Source organism: Rhodoferax sp. SPJ4 (assembly GCF_058216275.1).
In genome coordinates, this window is the sequence record NZ_JBYZMN010000001.1 from 885,942 (window position 1) to 903,623 (window position 17,682).

General features: G+C 65.7%; 16 protein-coding genes. 7 read left to right on the top strand and 9 right to left on the bottom strand.

Annotated elements, in window-relative coordinates:
- Window positions 1–2: 2 nt before the first annotated feature.
- The 3 genes from nirD to nirB are packed head-to-tail and all read right to left on the bottom strand — an operon-like array spanning window position 3 to window position 3,661.
- Complete coding sequence (gene nirD, locus AC4BAR_RS04440; protein ID WP_490626596.1) at window positions 3–386, bottom strand: nitrite reductase small subunit NirD; 384 nt, start codon at window positions 384–386, stop codon at window positions 3–5.
- 15 nt (window positions 387–401) lie between these two features.
- Window positions 402–1,187, bottom strand: coding sequence for a type IV pili methyl-accepting chemotaxis transducer N-terminal domain-containing protein (locus tag AC4BAR_RS04445; protein WP_490626597.1), 786 nt, complete (start codon window positions 1,185–1,187; stop codon window positions 402–404).
- An 8-nt stretch (window positions 1,188–1,195) separates the two neighbouring features.
- On the bottom strand, window positions 1,196–3,661 hold the full coding sequence (nirB, locus tag AC4BAR_RS04450) for a nitrite reductase large subunit NirB (RefSeq protein ID WP_490626598.1): 2,466 nt from the start codon (window positions 3,659–3,661) through the stop codon (window positions 1,196–1,198).
- 252 nt (window positions 3,662–3,913) lie between these two features.
- Here nirB and AC4BAR_RS04455 point away from each other — a divergent pair, with 252 nt between their 5' ends.
- Both AC4BAR_RS04455 and AC4BAR_RS04460 read left to right on the top strand, forming a co-directional pair.
- Window positions 3,914–5,131 carry a nitrate/nitrite transporter gene (locus AC4BAR_RS04455; protein ID WP_490626599.1) on the top strand — a complete coding sequence of 406 codons (1,218 nt, stop codon included), beginning with the start codon at window positions 3,914–3,916 and terminating at the stop codon, window positions 5,129–5,131.
- A 26-nt stretch (window positions 5,132–5,157) separates the two neighbouring features.
- Entirely contained in the window at window positions 5,158–6,867 is a 1,710-nt protein-coding gene (locus tag AC4BAR_RS04460) for a bifunctional protein-serine/threonine kinase/phosphatase (protein ID WP_490626600.1), read from the top strand.
- Between the two features lie 14 nt (window positions 6,868–6,881).
- On the opposite strand, the gene AC4BAR_RS04465 is transcribed toward AC4BAR_RS04460, so the two are convergent.
- The 5 genes from AC4BAR_RS04465 to AC4BAR_RS04485 form a co-directional block, all read right to left on the bottom strand.
- Window positions 6,882–7,220 (bottom strand): hypothetical protein, encoded by a 339-nt coding sequence (locus AC4BAR_RS04465; RefSeq protein WP_490626601.1) that lies wholly within the window; start codon window positions 7,218–7,220, stop codon window positions 6,882–6,884.
- Between the two features lie 76 nt (window positions 7,221–7,296).
- Entirely contained in the window at window positions 7,297–8,136 is an 840-nt protein-coding gene (locus AC4BAR_RS04470) for an ABC transporter ATP-binding protein (RefSeq protein WP_490626602.1), read from the bottom strand.
- A gap of 12 nt (window positions 8,137–8,148) precedes the next feature.
- On the bottom strand, window positions 8,149–9,075 hold the full coding sequence (gene ntrB / locus AC4BAR_RS04475; protein WP_490626603.1) for a nitrate ABC transporter permease: 927 nt from the start codon (window positions 9,073–9,075) through the stop codon (window positions 8,149–8,151).
- Window positions 9,076–9,124: 49 nt separating this feature from the next.
- Window positions 9,125–10,369, bottom strand: coding sequence for a CmpA/NrtA family ABC transporter substrate-binding protein (locus AC4BAR_RS04480; protein WP_490626604.1), 1,245 nt, complete (start codon window positions 10,367–10,369; stop codon window positions 9,125–9,127).
- A 322-nt stretch (window positions 10,370–10,691) separates the two neighbouring features.
- Window positions 10,692–11,318, bottom strand: coding sequence for an ANTAR domain-containing response regulator (locus tag AC4BAR_RS04485; protein ID WP_490626605.1), 627 nt, complete (start codon window positions 11,316–11,318; stop codon window positions 10,692–10,694).
- 200 nt (window positions 11,319–11,518) lie between these two features.
- On the opposite strand from AC4BAR_RS04485, the gene tsaD reads away from it, so the two are divergent.
- A complete protein-coding gene (gene tsaD, locus AC4BAR_RS04490; RefSeq protein ID WP_490626606.1) occupies window positions 11,519–12,586 on the top strand; it encodes a tRNA (adenosine(37)-N6)-threonylcarbamoyltransferase complex transferase subunit TsaD in 1,068 nt (355 codons plus the stop codon).
- Window positions 12,587–12,611: 25 nt separating this feature from the next.
- On the opposite strand, the gene AC4BAR_RS04495 is transcribed toward tsaD, so the two are convergent.
- Window positions 12,612–13,007 (bottom strand): Hsp20/alpha crystallin family protein, encoded by a 396-nt coding sequence (locus AC4BAR_RS04495; RefSeq protein WP_490626607.1) that lies wholly within the window; start codon window positions 13,005–13,007, stop codon window positions 12,612–12,614.
- 252 nt (window positions 13,008–13,259) lie between these two features.
- On the opposite strand from AC4BAR_RS04495, the gene rpsO reads away from it, so the two are divergent.
- The 4 genes from rpsO to tpiA all read left to right on the top strand — a co-directional run bounded on the left by rpsO (window position 13,260) and on the right by tpiA (window position 17,663).
- Window positions 13,260–13,523 (top strand): 30S ribosomal protein S15, encoded by a 264-nt coding sequence (rpsO, locus tag AC4BAR_RS04500; protein ID WP_490626608.1) that lies wholly within the window; start codon window positions 13,260–13,262, stop codon window positions 13,521–13,523.
- Window positions 13,524–13,742: 219 nt separating this feature from the next.
- Window positions 13,743–15,860 carry a polyribonucleotide nucleotidyltransferase gene (gene pnp, locus AC4BAR_RS04505; protein ID WP_490626609.1) on the top strand — a complete coding sequence of 706 codons (2,118 nt, stop codon included), beginning with the start codon at window positions 13,743–13,745 and terminating at the stop codon, window positions 15,858–15,860.
- 64 nt (window positions 15,861–15,924) lie between these two features.
- A complete protein-coding gene (locus AC4BAR_RS04510) occupies window positions 15,925–16,920 on the top strand; it encodes an NAD(P)H-quinone oxidoreductase (protein WP_490626610.1) in 996 nt (331 codons plus the stop codon).
- Window positions 16,917–17,663, top strand: a complete 747-nt coding sequence (gene tpiA, locus AC4BAR_RS04515; RefSeq protein WP_490626611.1) for a triose-phosphate isomerase — start codon at window positions 16,917–16,919, stop codon at window positions 17,661–17,663. Before AC4BAR_RS04510 ends, tpiA begins: the two co-directional genes overlap by 4 nt.
- Window positions 17,664–17,682: the final 19 nt, after the last annotated feature.

Here is a 17,682-nt window from a genome sequence, read left to right on the forward strand (position 1 = left end):
CGTCATGCCATGGTGGCTTTGAGTGCCGGCCCAGCCAGAGGCTTGGGCAGATCCAGCGCGTGGGTTTTCAACTCCGCTGCGTTCAGGAACACCGTGCCATCGGACACCTTCACTGCGAACCTGGGCACACATCCTTCGTCGGGCGATTTGGCGCAGCCGTCGTCCAGACCGATATTCCAGTTGTGCAGGGGGCAGGCCACGCTTTCACCGTGCACGATGCCCTGGCTCAGTGGTCCGCCCTTGTGGGGGCAACGGTCGAGCAAGGCAAACACCTTGTCTTCGCTGTTGCGGAACACCGCTACGTCCATGCCCTCGGCGCGGGTCACGCGGCGCGAACCCAGCACCGGGATGTCGCTCACCAAACAGATCTTTTTCCACTCGCTCATTTTTTTTCCTAGAAATCAGGCGGTGAGGGCCGAGTACATGCTGGTCACCCGGTCCATCACACTCAAAAGGTTCTCGCTGGTGACGAAGACGTCGGACAGCGCGGTCGGGCTGGTGCCCTGGATGCGTTGCAGCGCATGGTCGAAAAACACCCACTGGCTGTCGGCCAGCAGGAGTTCGTCGCGGATGCTGCTGGTGGCCTCGGGCGCGTTGCGCAGCAGCGTCATGGCGGCCATGAACTCGCTCCTGGCTTTGGTGATCTCGTCCTTTGCACGGTCGGGGTCCACCGGCAAGGCGGCGGCGTAGTAGAACTTGGCCATGCGTTGTGACAGCATGCGCTGGCGGCCGGCCACATTGACCAGCTTGCCCACCGGTTTGCCGGAGGTGGCCTCGTACTGCAGCGTGCCCTGGTGGGCCAGCGCCAGCACCCGTGCGTCGGTGGCCAGCAGGTCCATGGCGCCACCTTTGCCAGGCTTGCTGCCCACCAGGGCGGCTTTGTATTCGCTCCACACCGCATCAAGCTTGACATAGGTGTCGCGGATCTCGACGGAGGGCGCGTAGGCTTTCAGTTCCACCAGCTGGCGGTCGAACAAGGCCATGGACTTGTCCAACACCTGCTGGGCGCTGCCTGGCTGGCACTGGTGCACCAGTGCCAGCCAGGCTTTGCCCATGCGCTGCGACAGCATGCGCTGGCGGCCGGCCTTGTTGATGGCGTCGTTCATGCCCGTCACCTGGGCCCGCAACGGCAGGTAGGACGCTGCGCCGCAGGCTGCGGTGCCGAGCAGGAGCGTTCTGCGCTGCATGCTGAGCCTCAGGCGGACAGGGGCGCGAACTGCCGGGTGTCAACCGCGGCCTTGTCGAACTCGAACCAGGGGTCGGGTTCGCCGTCGAGGGCAAACTGCAATTGAGCCCACAGTGCCTTGCGGCCCTCGTGGTCATCCAGAATGCGCTTCTTCACGTAGTCCAGGCCGACGCGGTTCACGTAATGCACCGTGCGCTCCAGGTACCAGCCTTCCTGGCGGTAGAGCTCGCAGAAGGCGCCGGTGTACTCCAGCACCTCGGCGGCGGTTTTGACCTTGACGAAAAAATGCGCCACTTCGGTCTTGATGCCGCCGTTGCCGGCGATGTACATCTCCCAGCCGCTGTCGACACCGATCACACCCACGTCCTTGATGCCGGCCTCGGCGCAGTTGCGCGGGCAGCCCGACACGGCGAACTTGACCTTGTGCGGTGCGTACATGCGCCACATCGCGCGCTCCAGGTCCTTGCCCATCTGGGTGCTGTCCTGCGTGCCCATGCGGCACCATTCGCTGCCCACACAGGTCTTCACCGTGCGCAAGGCCTTGGCGTAGGCGTGGCCGCTGGGCATGCCGATGTCTTTCCAGACGTTGACCAGGTCTTCTTTCTTCACGCCCAGCAAGTCAATGCGCTGGCCGCCAGTAACCTTGACGGTGGGGATCTGGTACTTGTCCACCGCGTCGGCAATGCGGCGCAGCTCGTCGGCGGTGGTTTCGCCGCCCCACATGCGGGGGATGACCGAGTAGGTGCCGTCCTTCTGGATGTTGGCGTGGCTGCGTTCGTTGATGAAACGGCTTTGCGGGTCGTCCTTGGCCTCCTTGGGCCAGGTGCTGATCAGGTAGTAGTTGACGGCCGGGCGGCAGCTGGAGCAGCCGTTGGGGGTCTTCCAGTCGAGGTACTTGAACACGTCGCCGGTGGTCAGCAGCTTGCGGCCATCGGGCAGCGGGGTGCGGATGGCGTCGCGCACCGCCTGATGGCCATGGTCGGTACAGCCGCACATGGCCTTGAGCTTGGGCGTGGCCGAGTAGTCACCGCCGGCGGTGAACATCAGGATCTGTTCCACCAGGCCGGTGCAGGAGCCGCAGGAGGCGCTGGCCTTGGTGTGCTTTTTCACCTCTTCCAGCGTGAACAAGCCCTTCTCGCGGATGGCCTTGCAGATGGTGCCCTTGTTGACGCCATTGCAACCGCAAACCTCGGCGTCGTCGGGCATGCTGGCGGCCTTGGTGTGGCCTTCGTGGCCAACGTCGCCGATGTTGGCGCCGGCCTCACCGAACATCAGCTTGTCGCGGATGTCGTTGATGCTGCGACCGTCGCGCAGCAGCTTGAAGTAGTAGCTGCCGTCCACGGTGTCGCCGTACAAGCAGGCGCCGACCAGTTTGTCGCCCTTGATGACCAGCTTTTTGTAGACGCCGCCATAGGGGTCGGACATGACGATTTCTTCCGTGCCTTCCCCGCCCATGAACTCACCGGCGGAGAACAGGTCGATGCCGGTGACCTTGAGCTTGGTGGAGGTCAGCGAACCGACGTAGCGGCCGATGCCGAACTGTGCCAGGTGGTTGGCGGCGACCTTGGCCTGTTCGAACAGCGGGGCCACCAGGCCGTAGGCGATGCCGCGGTGGGCTGCGCATTCGCCCACCGAGTAGATTCGGGCGTCGGTCACGGTCTGCATGGTGTCGTTGACCACGATGCCGCGGTTGCAATGCAGGCGCATCTTCTCGGCTAGCTCAGTGTTGGGGCGGATGCCCACGGCCATCACCACCAGATCGGCCGGCACCTCGCTGCCGTCCTTGAACTTGATGGCCGTCACGCGGCCATCGGCGCCGCCCAGCAGCGACTCGGTCTGGGCGCCGATCATGAACTTCAGGCCGCGGTCTTCCAGCGACTTCTGCAACAGCTTGCCGGCCTTGTCGTCGAGCTGGCGCTCCATCAGCCAGGGCATGACGTGGACCACGGTCACGTCCATGCCACGCAGCATCAGGCCGTTGGCGGCTTCCAGGCCCAGCAGGCCGCCACCAATCACCACCGCCTTTTTGTACTTGGCCGCGGCGTCAATCATGGCGTTGGTGTCGGCGATGTCGCGGTAGGCGATCACGCCCTGCAACTCCTTGCCGGGCACCGGCAGGATGAAGGGGTTGGAGCCGGTGCACATAAGCAGCCGGTCGTACTCGGCCTCCACCACGTTGCCTTGCTCGTCCACTGCCCGCACCACACGCTTGACCCGGTCGACTTCGGTGACCTTCTTGCCGGCGTGCAGGGTGATGTGGTTGTCGGTGTACCACTCCCAGGAATTCAGCACGATCTCGTCCAGCGTCTGCTCACCCGCCAGCACCGGCGACAACAAAATCCGGTTGTAGTTGGGGTGGGGCTCGGCGCCAAACACCGTGATGTCGTAGAGCTCGGGCGCGATCTTGAGCAGTTCCTCAATGGTGCGAACGCCTGCCATGCCGTTGCCCACCATCACGAGTTTTGATTTTTTCATGCTTGTTCCAGAAATTGCGTGATGGTCTGAATAAGCAAACAGCGGGCCAGCCAGACGGCCTCTGTACCGGCATGGTGCATGCCGGTTCTGCGCCAGCATGAGGCGCTAGCCCCGATTTGGTGGCTAGCCGGCACCAATTGCGTGCGCAATCAGGGGATTCCTGGGGTCTTTGCCTCAAAAGCAGGCTGGCACGCAGCTTGCGCAGGGAGATGCACCAAAAAACAGTCAGCAACTCCTCTTGACCGAGCATTCATGAAATCAAAATCCTCTTTTTGGAGCGCGGGCCACCCGCCAACCCTGATCGCCGCCTTCCTGTATTTCGACCTGGCGTTCATGGTCTGGGTGATTCTGGGGCCGCTGGGCGTGCAAATCGCCAAGGATCTGCAGCTGGATGCCGCCCAAAAAGGCCTGATGGTGGCCGTTCCGGTGCTCTCGGGGGCGCTGTTGCGCATCGTCATGGGGGTGCTGGTGGACCACCTCAAGCCCAAGAAGACCGGCATCATTGCCCAGCTCATCGTCATGGGGGCCCTGGCCTGGGCCTGGCTGGCCGGCATTCACAACTACACCGAAGTGCTGGTGCTGGGTGTGTTGCTGGGTGTGGGCGGTTCGTCGTTCGCCGTGGCGCTGCCACTGGCCTCGCGCTGGTACCCGCCGGAACACCAGGGCACGGCCCTGGGCATTGCCGGTGCCGGCAACTCCGGCACCGCCATCGCCGCGCTGATCGCTCCTTCGCTGGCGGCCTGGTTCGGCTGGGGCAATGTGTTCGGCCTGGCATTGATCCCGCTGGCCTTGGTGTTCGTGATCTACCTCGTCATGGCCAAGGACGCGCCCGACTGCCCGCCCGCCAAGCCGCTGGCCGACTACCTCAAAGTGCTGAAGGACAAGGACGCCTGGTGGTTCATGTTTTTCTACAGCGTGACCTTCGGCGGCTTTGTGGGCCTGGCCGCGTCGCTGACCATTTACTTCAACACCCAGTACGGTCTGGACGCCAAGACCGCCGGTTTCTACACCGCGGCCTGCGTGTTCGCCGGCTCGCTGATGCGTCCCATCGGTGGCAACTTGGCCGACCGCATCGGCGGCATCAAAAGCCTGTCGGTGATGTACGTCGTGGCCGCCTGCGCGCTGGCCGTGGTCAGCATCGGCCTGTCGTCGTCCTGGGCCGCCCTGGCCGTGTTCGTGATTGGCATGCTGGCCCTGGGCATGGGCAACGGCTCGGTGTTCCAACTGGTGCCGCAGCGCTTCCGCAAAGAAATCGGTGTGATGACCGGCATGGTTGGCATGGCCGGCGGCATTGGCGGCTTTTACCTGGCCTCGTCGCTCGGTTACTCGCAAAAGGTCACCGGCAGCTACCAGACCGGCTTCCTGATCTTTGCCGGCCTGGCGCTGGTGGCCCTGGTGGGCCTGACCGTGGTCAAGCAACGCTGGCGCACCACCTGGGGCTCGGCGGCCATGACCACCGCGAAGATCTGACCGGTTCCGCCGGTTAAGCTCTCGCGATGCCGCTCCGCATCAGCGCCGCCCACCACTCCGCCACCGGCCCGCGCGAGGCCAACGAAGACTTCGGTGGCTTTGTCATCCCCACCGGGGACGAGTTGTCACGCAAGGGCTTTGCCGCGGTGGTGGCCGACGGCGTGTCCGGGGGCGATGGGGGCCGCGAGGCGGCCGAGCACTGTGCCCGCAACGTGCTGGCCGACTACTACTCGACGCCCGACAACTGGGAGGTGTCGCAGGCGCTGGACCGCATCGTCCAGGCCTTGAACCGTTGGGTGCAGACCCAGGCCCGGGCCCGCCATTCGCGGGTGGGCATGGCCACCACGCTGACCAGCCTGGTGCTGCGTGGCAATGCCTACTACTTCTCGCATGTGGGTGACACCCGTTTGCTGCTGTGGCGGCCGGGTACGCCCGACACGGTGCAACAACTCACCACCGACCATGTGTGGCAGCGTCCGGAAATGGAGCATGTGCTGACCCGGGCCGTGGGGCTGGACAGCAAGCTGGCGGTCGACCATGGCTTTGGCCCGCTGCATGCCGGCGATGTGTTTGCACTGGTGTCCGACGGCGTCTGGGCCAAGGTCGCGCCGAGCGACATCGCGGCCTCGCTGCGCCGCCTGCATGCCCGCGAGGGCAGCGCCGAGGACTGCGCCCGGGCGCTGGTGCACACCGCGCTGGACCTGGGCGGCACCGACAACGCCACCGCGGTGGTGGTGCGGGTCGACGAAATCGATGCGCTGGGCCTGCGCGACAGCCTGCAACTGCAGCGCGACCTGCCGGCCTTGCCCCGGCTGGCGGTGGGCGACCAGTACGACGGCCTGGTGGTGGACGAACTGCTGCACGAATCCCGGGTCACGCTGGTCTACCGGGTGCACGACGCGGCCGGCCGGCCGCTGGTGCTGAAGACCCTCACCGACGCGGCCCAGGCCGACGCCCACGAGCGGCTGGCCTTTGCCCATGAGCACTGGCTGGGCCGGCGCGCTGTGGCCCGCTTTTTTGCCCAGGTGGTGGAGCTGGCCGGGCCACCGTCGGCGCTGTACGCGCTGACCACCTGGCATGCGGGCGCCACGCTGGGCCAGCAACTGGCCGACGGCCACCATTTCACTGTGCCCGAGGCCTTGAAAACCGGCATGGAGCTGGCCCGGGCCCTGGGTGCTTTGCACCGCCGCAGCATCGTGCACCGCGACGTCAAACCCGACAACGTGCACCTGGGCGACGACGGCCAGCTGCGCCTGCTCGACCTGGGGGTGGCTGTGTCAGGGTTTGATGTGGCCGAACTGGCCCAGGCGCGCCGCGCCGGTACGCCGTCCTACCTGGCGCCCGAGCTGTTTGGCGAGGGCACGCCCACCGCCCGCTCCGACCTCTATGCCTGGGGCGTCACGCTGTACCAGCTGCTGACCCGGCGCTACCCCTATGGCGAGGTGGAGCCTTTTCAGACCCCCCGCTTCGGCGAACCGGTGCCACCCAGCCGCTGGCGGCCGGACATTCCGGGCTGGCTGGAGCATGTGGTGCTGCGGGCGGTGGCGGTGTCACCGGAGGCGCGCTTCGAGACTGCCGAGGAGTTGCTGCTGGCGCTGGAGCAGGGCCCGCTGGCCCAGTCCGCGCCGCTCAAGCGCCGGCCCCTGGCCACCCGCAACCTGCTGCGCACCTGGCAGGTGGTGGCCTTGCTGTCGCTGGCCGCCAACCTGGTTTTTCTGGTTGCCTGGCTGACCTGATCAGCCGACCGGGCTCAGAGCGCGCTGCGGCTCACCCAGCATTTCTCGGGCGACTGCAGGTAGGACCAGGACAGCAGGATGCGGGTGCGGCGGTCCACCAGGAAGCCGATGCTGCAACCGCTCTGGTCGGGCATCACGTACTGCAGGCGGTTGGCGTCAAAGTCTTTTTTCAGGATGCGTTCGTCGGTGTCGAGAAAGCTGCCGGCAATCGAGCGGCCGATGGCCTCGTTCAGCCGCTGTTCGCCTTCGGCACGCGGGCCGCTGGCGCAGCCGGCTGCCAAGGCGGCCAGCAGGCACAGGCCGGCCGCTATCAAGCGGGGCGAAGACAGGACAGGGCGGGCAAACAAGGGCATGGTGAAGGCTTTCTGAAGCAAGGCAGGCCACCCGGCCCGCCCTGTTGCGCGGCATTGTGCCACTGCCCGTCCGTCGTCAGGCGGCCTGCTTCTCGACGTGTGACTGCCGGGTGTACAGGAAGTCGATCACGGCCTTGCGGTAATGCAGGTAGTCGGTGTTCTCGGCCAGTTCCACCCGAGAGCGGGGGCGGGGCAGGGCCACGCTGAGCACCTCGCCGATGGTGGCGGCCGGGCCGTTGGTCATCATGACGATCTTGTCGGACAGCAGCACTGCCTCGTCCACGTCGTGGGTCACCATCACCACCGTGCTCTTGGTGGCCGCCACGATGGCCAGCAATTCGTCCTGCAGCTTGGCCCGGGTCAGTGCGTCCAGGGCGCCAAAGGGCTCGTCCATCAGCAGCACCTTGGGCTCCATGCTCAGCGCACGGGCAATGCCCACGCGCTGCTTCATGCCGCCAGAGATTTCCCCGGGCCGCTTGTGGGCGGCGTGGGTCAGGCCCACCAAGGCCAGTGCGGCGTCGGTGCGGGCCACCAGCTGGGCCTTGGTTTCGGCAGCCTTGCCGGTGACGCGGCTGGAGGCGCCAAACACCCGCTCCACCGCGAGGTAGACGTTCTCAAAGCAGGTCAGCCAGGGCAGCAGCGAGTGGTTCTGGAACACCACGCCGCGGTCGGGGCCGGGGCCGCTGATCTCGCGGTTGGCGCAGATCAGGCTGCCGCTGCTGGGCAGGGTCAGGCCGGCGATCAGGTTCAACAGCGTGGACTTGCCGCAGCCCGAGTGGCCGATCAGCGTGATGAACTCGCCTTTGGCCACGGTGAGGTTGACGTTTTGCAGCGCACAGAAAGGGCCTTTGGCGGTCTTGAAGACCTGCTCGACGTTGTCGATCTGGATGTACTTGGTGGTCAGGTGTTCGCTCATGGTGTGCTCCCTTTACATCTTGACTTCTTCGAACGTGAACGCGGTGGCCAGCTTGATGAGCGCGAACTCCAGCAGCAGCCCCACACCGCCGATGACGAAGATCGCCACGATGATGTTCTTCACGTTCAGGTTGTTCCACTCGTCCCAGACCCAGAAGCCGATGCCCACGCCGCCGGTCAGCATCTCGGCCGCCACGATCACCAACCAGGCCGTGCCCACCGCCAGCCGCACGCCGGTCAGCATGTAGGGCAGCACCGCCGGGAACAGGATCTTGGACATGATCTTCCACTCGCTCAGGTTCAGCACCCGGGCCACGTTCATGTAGTCGGACGGCACCCGTTGCACGCCCACCGCGGTGTTGATGATCATGGGCCAGATGGAGCAGATGAAGATGGTCCAGATGGCGGCCGGGTTGGCGCCCTTGAAGACCAGCAGGCCGATCGGCAGCCAGGCCAGTGGCGACACCGGGCGCAGCAGGCTGATCAGCGGGTTGAACATGCGGCTCAGAAAGGTGAAGCGGCCGATGGCAAAGCCCAACGGAATACCCACCAGTGCCGCCAGGCCAAAGCCCAGCGCCACCCGCTTCAGCGAGCTGAGCACGTTCCAGCCCACGCCCTGGTCGTTCGGACCCTTGATGTAGAAGGGGTCGCTGAACACCGCGATGGCCTGGGCCAGGGTGTCCAGCGGCGACGGGATGCTGCCCTTGGTGGTCATGGACACCAGGGCCCAGATGCCCACCAGCACGCCCAGGCCAGCCACCGGTGGCAAGACCCGCTGCGCGATGGCGCGCCAGTCGATCGGGGCCCGGATGCGCGCTTTCGCGACCACCGGGGTGGCGTCGTTGGCCGCCTGGACCGGACGGACCACGGCCTTGGGGACCGCCGGCGTGACGGCGGCAGCGGGGCCATCGAGGGGAAGATGAAAAACAGCACTGACCATGGTGTCACCTCTGGAAGATGGGTGGATGGGGCATGAGGGGCAGGGCGGCTCAGGCCTTGACCTTGAAGCCGTCGGCATATTTCTTCGGGTCCTTGCCGTCCCAGACCACGCCGTCGATCAGCTTGCTGGTGCGCATCACATCCTTGGGCACGCTGACATTCAGCGCAGACGCAGCCTGCTTGTACAGTTCGATCTGGTTGATCTGCTTGGCCACGGCCAGGTAGTCCGGATGCTCCTTGATCAGGCCCCAGCGCTTGTGCTGCGTCAGGAACCACATGCCGTCGGAGAGGTAGGGGAAGTTCACCGCTCCGTCATTGAAGAATTTCATGTGGTTGGGGTCGTCCCAGGTCTTGCCCATGCCGTTCTGGTAGCGGCCCAGGATGCGCTGGTTGATGGCGTCCACGCTGGTGTTGATGTAGCTCTTCTCAGCCACGGTCTCGGCCATCTTCATCTTGTTCTGCAGGCCAGCATCAATCCACCGGCTGGCCTCCAACACCGCCATCATCACGGCGCGGGTCGTGTTGGGGTACTTCTTCACGAAATCGGCGGTGGTACCCAAGACCTTCTCGGGGTGGTCCTTCCAGATGTCCTGCGTCGTGTTGGCGGTGATGCCAATGCCGTCGATGATGGCGCGGTGATTCCACGGCTCTCCGACGCAGAAGCCGTCCATGTTGCCCACGCGCATGTTGGCCACCATCTGCGGCGGCGGCACGGTAATCAATTTCGCTCCGGATACCGGATTGATGCCGGCGGCGGCCAGCCAGTAATGCATCCACATCGCATGGGTGCCGGTCGGGAAAGTGCCGGCAAAGGTGTACTCCCTCGGGTTGGCTGCCATGTATTTGGCCAGCGACGGACCATCCACTGCGCCTTTGTCAGCCAGTGTTTTCGAAAGCGAGATCGCCTGGCCGTTGTTGTTGATGCTCATGAGAACTGCCATGTCCTTCTTGGGACCGGAGGTGCCCAAGTGGACGCCGTAGACGAGGCCATAAAGAACATGGGACATGTCCAGCTCGCCGTTGACCAGTTTGTCGCGCACGCCGGCCCAAGAAGCTTCCTTGCTGGGAATGATCTTGACACCATACTTTTTGTCGAAACCCAGCACCGAGGCCATCACCACGCTGGCGCAGTCGGTCAGCGGGATGAAGCCGATCTTCACTTCTTCCTTTTCGGGCTTGTCCGAGCCGGCGGCGTACACCGTGGCGCGCAGGGCGGGTGACAAACCCACTGCACCCACGGCGGCAGCTTGCAGCACCGTGCGGCGGCTGAGGTTGTGTTTCAACAGGTCGGTCATGAGGCACTCCTAGTGGTTCAGAAAACAAAAAAGGCGTCCACATCAGCCGCCGCCGCGCGCAGTGCGCACAGGAGCAGGGATGGGGACGCCTTTGTCCTTGACCAGGGCTTGCAACCCGCCGTTGGGCTGCTGCACTGGTGACTTGTTCAGTCTTGCGATCAGTTATGCAATCGCTGTGCCAGCTTTTGTGAGGGAGGTGAAATGCCGCCGCAACCGCTGATCCCGCCCCACGGGCTGGCCTGCGTGGAAAAAGTCACAGCAAGAAGACGGGAGAGTGCAGGGAATGGGGCGTTTCAGCACCGCGATGGTGCGACGCACCATTTCAGCCAAGCAAATCGGCCATGTCCAGCATGCGCTGTGCGACTTCGTGCAGCTTCAGGCCCTGGTTCATCGCGGCGCGGCGCAGTTTGTCGTAGGCCTCCTGCTCCGACAACTGCTGGCGCTGCATCAGCAGGCCCTTGGCGCGCTCGATCACCTTGCGGCCCGACAACTCCGACTTGGCGTTGGCCAGTTCCTGGCGCAGGCCCTGCTCGTGCTGAAAGCGCACCATGGCCACATTGAGGATGGGGCGAATGCGGTCGGCCGACAGGCCGGCCACCACATAGGCCGACACGCCGGCGGCCACCGCGTCGCGGGCCAGCGCGCTGTCGTCGTCGTTGGTGAACATCACAATCGGCCGGCGCTCGTCACGGGTGGCCATCACCACATGCTCCAGTGCGTCCCTGGCCTCGCTTTCGGCGTCAACGATCACCATGTCGGGTTGCAACTGGTGCAGGCGCTCGGTCAGAAACACGTCGGCCGGCAAGATGGCGATCAAGTTGAAGCCGCTTTCCAGCAAGCCGATGCGCAGGCTGCGCGAACGCTCGGCCTGCGCCACCGCGTGGTCGTCGGCTGGGTCGGCCACCACCAGATCGGGGGCAATGACCACAATGCGCAAGGCTTCTTTCATGCGGATGGTGGCGCAAGATTCGAGCCAGGGTGGCCCCCACGGTCGCGCACTGCGTGTCGCTCCCTGCCCCCCGAGGGGGCCGTGCCTTGCTTGGGGCGGCCCGGCGCTGCGGCCAGCGTTCCCAGCTCGCGCACTGTGTCGTTCCCTGAGCGCATCGGCCCTCGGGGACGTCGGCGGGCTTCCCCTAAACTCAAAGACCTATGTTGACCAACTTCCTCGTGCTGGGCATCGAATCGTCCTGTGATGAAACCGGCGTGGCTTTGGTGCAGGCGCGCGCCGAAGGCGTGCCTTTGCTGCGTGCCCATGCTTTGCACAGCCAGATCGAGATGCACCAAGCCTATGGCGGTGTGGTGCCGGAGCTGGCCAGCCGCGACCACATCCGCCGGGTGCTGCCGCTGACCGAGGAGGTGCTGAAGGCCTCGGGCGCCTCGCTGGACCAGGTCGATGTGGTGGCTTTCACCCGCGGCCCTGGCCTGGCCGGTGCCTTGCTGGTGGGCGCCGGCGTGGCCTGCGCCTTGGGTGCGGCGCTGGACCGGCCGGTGCTGGGTGTGCACCACCTTGAAGGGCATTTGCTGTCGCCCTTTCTGAGCGCCGACCCGCCGCAGTTCCCCTTCGTAGCCCTGCTGGTGTCGGGCGGCCACACCCAGCTGATGCGGGTCGACGGGGTGGGGCAGTACGCCTTGCTGGGCGAAACCATCGACGACGCGGCCGGCGAGGCCTTTGACAAATCGGCCAAGTTGCTGGGCCTGGGCTACCCCGGTGGGCCGGCGTTGTCGCGGCTGGCCGAGCAGGGCGATGGCGCAGCCTTCAAGCTGCCGCGGCCCTTGTTGCACAGTGGCAACCTGGATTTTTCATTCGCCGGGCTGAAAACCGCGGTGCTGACCCAGGCCAAAAAGCTGGGGGCTGCGCTGCCGGCGCGCACCGCCGACCTGGCGGCCTCCACCGAGGCGGCGATCGTGGAGGTGTTGCTGAAGAAGTCCATGGCCGCGTTGCGAGACACCGGGCTCAAGCGCCTGGTGGTGGCTGGCGGCGTGGGCGCCAACCGGCCGTTGCGAGCCCAGCTCAACCAGGCCTGCCAGCGCGCCGGCGTGCGGGTGCACTACCCGGAGCTGCATTTGTGCACCGACAACGGCGCCATGATCGCCATGGCCGCCGCGATGCGGCTGCAATCGGGGGTGGAGTCGGCCAGCCGGACTTACGCCTTTGACGTCAAGCCGCGCTGGCCGCTGGCCCAGACCCTGCTGGCCGAGGCGCTGCCGACGGCCTGAGCTGGCCGCAGCAGCGCCCAGGGACTCAGTCGATTGCGATTTTGACCCGGCTGTCGACCGGCTGCTTGCGGGCCAGGGTCACGGTCAGCACACCGTCTTCCAGCGTGGCGCGGCTGGCCGCGGCGTCCACGTCCTGCGGCAGCTCGTAGCTGGCCTGGAAGGCGCGCGGCGCTTCGGCGGTGGTTTCGATGCGCAGCTCTTGGCCATCGATGCCCAGGGCCAGCTGGGCCTTGGGAATGCCGGGCAGGTCCAGCGTCAGCGTGTAATGGGTGTCGGTCTGGCCGAAGCGGGCCTGGGCGCGGCGGGCTGGGGTCTGGAAGGCGTTGTCGAGGAATCGCTCCAGCGCCTGGTCCAGGTGGCGGGGGGCGACGGCCTGGGTCTGGCGGCGCAGGGCGACGGGGGTGGTGGCGGCAAAAAACATCGGGGTTCTCCTGTGAATCAGCGCGGCGCTCAACACGATTGCCACATGGCTGGCAGATGGGCGTGGGCTGGGGGTTTTCAAGACCGGGGTTGTGCCAACCCGGCCTCGGGGGTCTGCCGGGCGCCGCCGCCGGCCTGGTCTGGGCTATAATCGACAGGCTTTGGCATTGGTGCCGAAGCGCACGCTGGGCGCCGTTCCGTTGCCCAGCGCAAGTCGATCCACTGGCTTCATTGCCAAACCCCAAGGAAAACCATGACCGCTTTGATCAAAGCCGACGTTGTGAAGGCCAATGCCCGCAGCGCCAACGACACCGGTAGCCCAGAAGTGCAAGTTGCGCTGCTGACCGCCCGCATCAACGAGCTCACCCCCCACTTCAAGACCCACGCCAAGGACCACCACGGCCGCCGCGGTCTGCTGCGCATGGTGAGCCGCCGCCGCAAGCTGCTGGACTACCTCAAGTCCAAGGATTTTGACCGTTACGCTGCCCTGATTGCCAAGCTTGGCCTGCGCAAGTAATCGGTAAGTTCACCACGAAGGCGTCTGGGTTAGTGCACCACTAGCTCAGGCGCTTTCTTGTTTTCAGATTTCGAAGGCTGCAAAAACAGAGCGAAGCTGTGTCATTCCAATGGTGCTTGCGGGTCTGCCGCGAACCCCACTGGGATGGCATCGTGTTCTGTGTTGTGGGCTTCAGGCCAAGCGGGGTGGCCATAACCCCGCCAACCACAGGAGAATCGCATGTCCATTTTCAACAAAGTCACCAAGACCTTCCAGTGGGGCCAGCATCAGGTCACCATGGAAACCGGCGAAATCGCCCGCCAGGCTTCTGGCGCCGTGCTGGTCAACATCGATGACACCGTGGTGCTCGCCACCGTGGTGGCGTCCAAGTCGGCCAAGCCCGGCCAGGACTTCTTCCCGCTGACCGTTGACTACATCGAGAAGACCTACGCCGCCGGCAAGATCCCCGGCAGCTTCTTCAAGCGCGAAGCCAAGCCCAGCGAACACGAAACCCTGACCAGCCGCCTGATCGATCGCCCGATCCGCCCGCTGTTCCCCGAAGGCTTCTACAACGAAGTGCACGTGGTCATCCACACCGTGTCGCTGAACCCGGAAGTTGACGCCGACATCGCCGCGCTGATTGCTTCCAGCGCCGCGCTGGCCATCTCCGGCATCCCGTTCGCTGGCCCCATTGGTGCGGCCCGCGTGGGCTACATCAACGGCGCCTACGTGCTGAACCCGGGCCAGACCCAGCGCAAGGACAGCCAGATGGACCTGGTGGTTGCCGGCACCGAAGCCGCCGTGCTGATGGTCGAATCCGAAGCCCAACAGCTGTCGGAAGAAGTCATGCTGGGTGGCGTGGTGTTCGGCCACGAGCAGGCCAACATCGCCATCAACGCCATCCATGAACTGGTGCGTGACGCCGGCAAGCCGGTCTGGGACTGGCAAGCGCCGGCCAAGGACGAGCCGCTGATCGCCAAGGTCGGTGCGCTGGCCGAAGACAAGCTGCGCGCCGCTTACCAGATCCGCAACAAGCAGGCCCGCACCCAGGCCTGCCGCGAAGCCTACGCCGCCGTGATGGCCGGCCTGAAGGCCGATGGCGTGGAGTTCGATTCGGTCAAGGTCGAATCCATGCTGTTCGACATCGAAGCCAAGATCGTGCGCAGCCAGATCCTGCAGGGTGAGCCCCGCATCGACGGCCGCGACACCCGCACCGTGCGCCCCATCGAAATCCGCAACAGCGTGCTGCCGCGCACCCACGGCTCGGCCCTGTTCACCCGCGGTGAAACCCAGGCCCTGGTGGTCACCACGCTGGGCACCGAACGCGACGCCCAGCGCATCGACGCGCTGGCCGGCGAGTACGAAGACCGCTTCATGCTGCACTACAACATGCCTCCCTTCGCCACCGGCGAAGTGGGCCGCATGGGCAGCACCAAGCGCCGCGAAATCGGCCACGGCCGCCTGGCCAAGCGCGCGCTGGCCGCGGTGCTGCCGAGCAAGGAAGACTTCCCCTACACCATGCGTGTGGTGTCGGAAATCACCGAATCCAACGGCTCCTCGTCGATGGCCTCGGTCTGCGGCGGCTGCCTGAGCCTGATGGACGCCGGCGTGCCGATGAAGGCCCATGTGGCCGGCATCGCCATGGGCCTGATCAAGGACGGCAACCGTTTTGCCGTACTGACCGACATCCTGGGTGACGAAGACCACCTGGGCGACATGGACTTCAAGGTCGCCGGCACCACCGGTGGCATCACCGCGCTGCAGATGGACATCAAGATTCAGGGCATCACCAAGGAAATCATGCAGGTCGCATTGGCGCAAGCCAAGGAAGCGCGCCTGCACATCCTGGGCAAGATGCAGCAAGCCATGGGCGAAGCCAAGACCGAGGTGAGCAACTTCGCGCCCAAGCTGTACACCATGAAGATCAACCCCGAGAAGATCCGTGACGTGATCGGCAAGGGCGGCTCCGTGATCCGTGCGCTGACCGAAGAAACCGGCTGCCAGATCAACATCGAGGAAGACGGCACCATCACGATCGCCGCCACCGACGGCGCCAAGGCCGAGGTGGCCAAGCAGCGCATCGCCCAGATCACCGCCGAAGTTGAAATCGGCAAGGTCTACGAAGGCCCGGTCACCAAGATCCTGGACTTCGGCGCGCTGATCAACCTGTTGCCCGGCAAGGACGGCCTGCTGCACATCAGCCAGATCGCCCACGAGCGCGTGGAGAAGGTCACCGACTACCTGAGCGAAGGCCAGATCGTCAAGGTCAAGGTCCTGGAGACCGACGAAAAGGGCCGCGTCAAGCTGTCCATGAAGGCCTTGCTGGACCGTCCGGCCTACAACGACGGAGCTCACTGAGCCGTTTCGCCGGTGGCGCGTGGTCGCCACCGCGCGCCATGCCTTGAAACCGCACCCACCGGCCATGAACGCCATTGAAATCACCCGCTTCGGCACGCCAGACGTGCTGCAGGTGGGGGTGCGCCCGCGGCCGGTGGCCGGGGCGGGCGAGGTGCTGGTGCGGGTGAGCGCCAGCGGGGTCAACCGGCCCGATGTGCTGCAGCGGCTGGGGCATTACGCGCCACCCGCGGGGGCGTCCGACATTCCTGGTTTGGAGATCGCCGGGGTCGTTGACTCGGGCGACGCCCAGGCCATGGCCCAGGCCGGTCTGACCGTGGGGGACCGGGTCTGTGCGCTGGTGGCTGGTGGTGGGTATGCCGAATGGTGTGTGGCCCCAGTCGGCCAATGCCTGCCGGTGCCGGCGGGCCTGAGCGACGTCGAGGCCGCTGCGCTGCCCGAAACCTTTTTCACCGTCTGGAGCAATGTGTTTGACCGCGGCCGCTTGCAAGCTGGCGAGACCCTGCTGGTGCAGGGCGGCACCAGCGGCATCGGCGTGGCGGCCACCCAGCTGGCCAAGGCGGCCGGTGCGACGGTCATCGTCACCGCGGGCAGCGACGACAAATGCGCCGCCTGCCTGGCCCTGGGGGCCGACCATGCGATCAACCACCGCACACAAGACTTCACGGCCGAGGTGCTGGCCCTGACCGCTGGCCGCGGCGCCGACGTGGTGCTGGACATGGTGGCCGGCCCCTATGTGGCGCGTGAGATCGCCTGCCTGGCCGACGACGGCCGGTTGGTCATCATCGCGGTGCAGGGCGGTGTGAAGAGCGAGTTCGACGCCGGCCAGGTGCTGCGCCGACGCCTCACCGTCACCGGCTCGACGCTGCGCGCCCGGCCGCTGGCTTTCAAAGCGGCCATTGCCCAGGCCCTGCGCACGCGGGTCTGGCCTTGGCTTTCCCAAGGCCTGGTGCGTCCCGTGGTGCACCAGGTGTTTGCCGCCTCGCAGGCGGCGCAGGCCCATGCGCTGATGGAGTCGAACCAGCATGTGGGCAAGATTGTTTTGACCTGGAGTTCTGCATGACCCGAAAGCTGATCGCCGGCAACTGGAAGATGAATGGCAGCCTGGCCGCCAACCAGGCTTTGGTGCAGGCCGTGCTGGCCGGCGCGGGCCAACCGGCCTGTGAGGTGGCGCTGTGTGTGCCGGCGGCCTATTTGGCCCAGGTGGCTGGTCTGTTGGCCGCGCAGAGCGCGGTGGCCCTGGGCGCACAGGACGTGTCGGCCCACGAGGCCGGTGCCTACACCGGCGAGGTGTCGGCGGCGATGCTGCACGACTTTGCGGTGCGCTACGCCATCGTCGGCCATTCCGAGCGCCGCCAGTACCACGGTGAGACCGATGCGCTGGTGGCCACCAAGGCCCAGCGTGCGCTGGCCGCGGGCATTACGCCCATCGTCTGTGTCGGCGAGACGCTGGCCGAACGTGAAGCCGGCCACACCGAAGAGGTGGTCAAGCGCCAGCTGGCCGCGGTGATCCACACCAACGGCCATTGCATCAGCGAGATCGTGGTGGCCTACGAGCCGGTGTGGGCCATCGGCACCGGCAAGACCGCCACGCCCGAGCAGGCCCAGCAGGTGCATGCGGTGCTGCGGGCCCAGCTGCAGGCGGCATCCAGCCATGCCGAGCGGGTGAAGATTTTGTACGGCGGCAGCATGAACGCGGCCAATGCCGCGGTGCTGCTGGCCCAGCCCGACATTGACGGTGGTCTGATCGGCGGCGCCGCCCTGAAGGCGGCCGACTTCCTGACCATCATCGCGGCCGCCCGCTGAGCGCGCACCGCCGAACCCC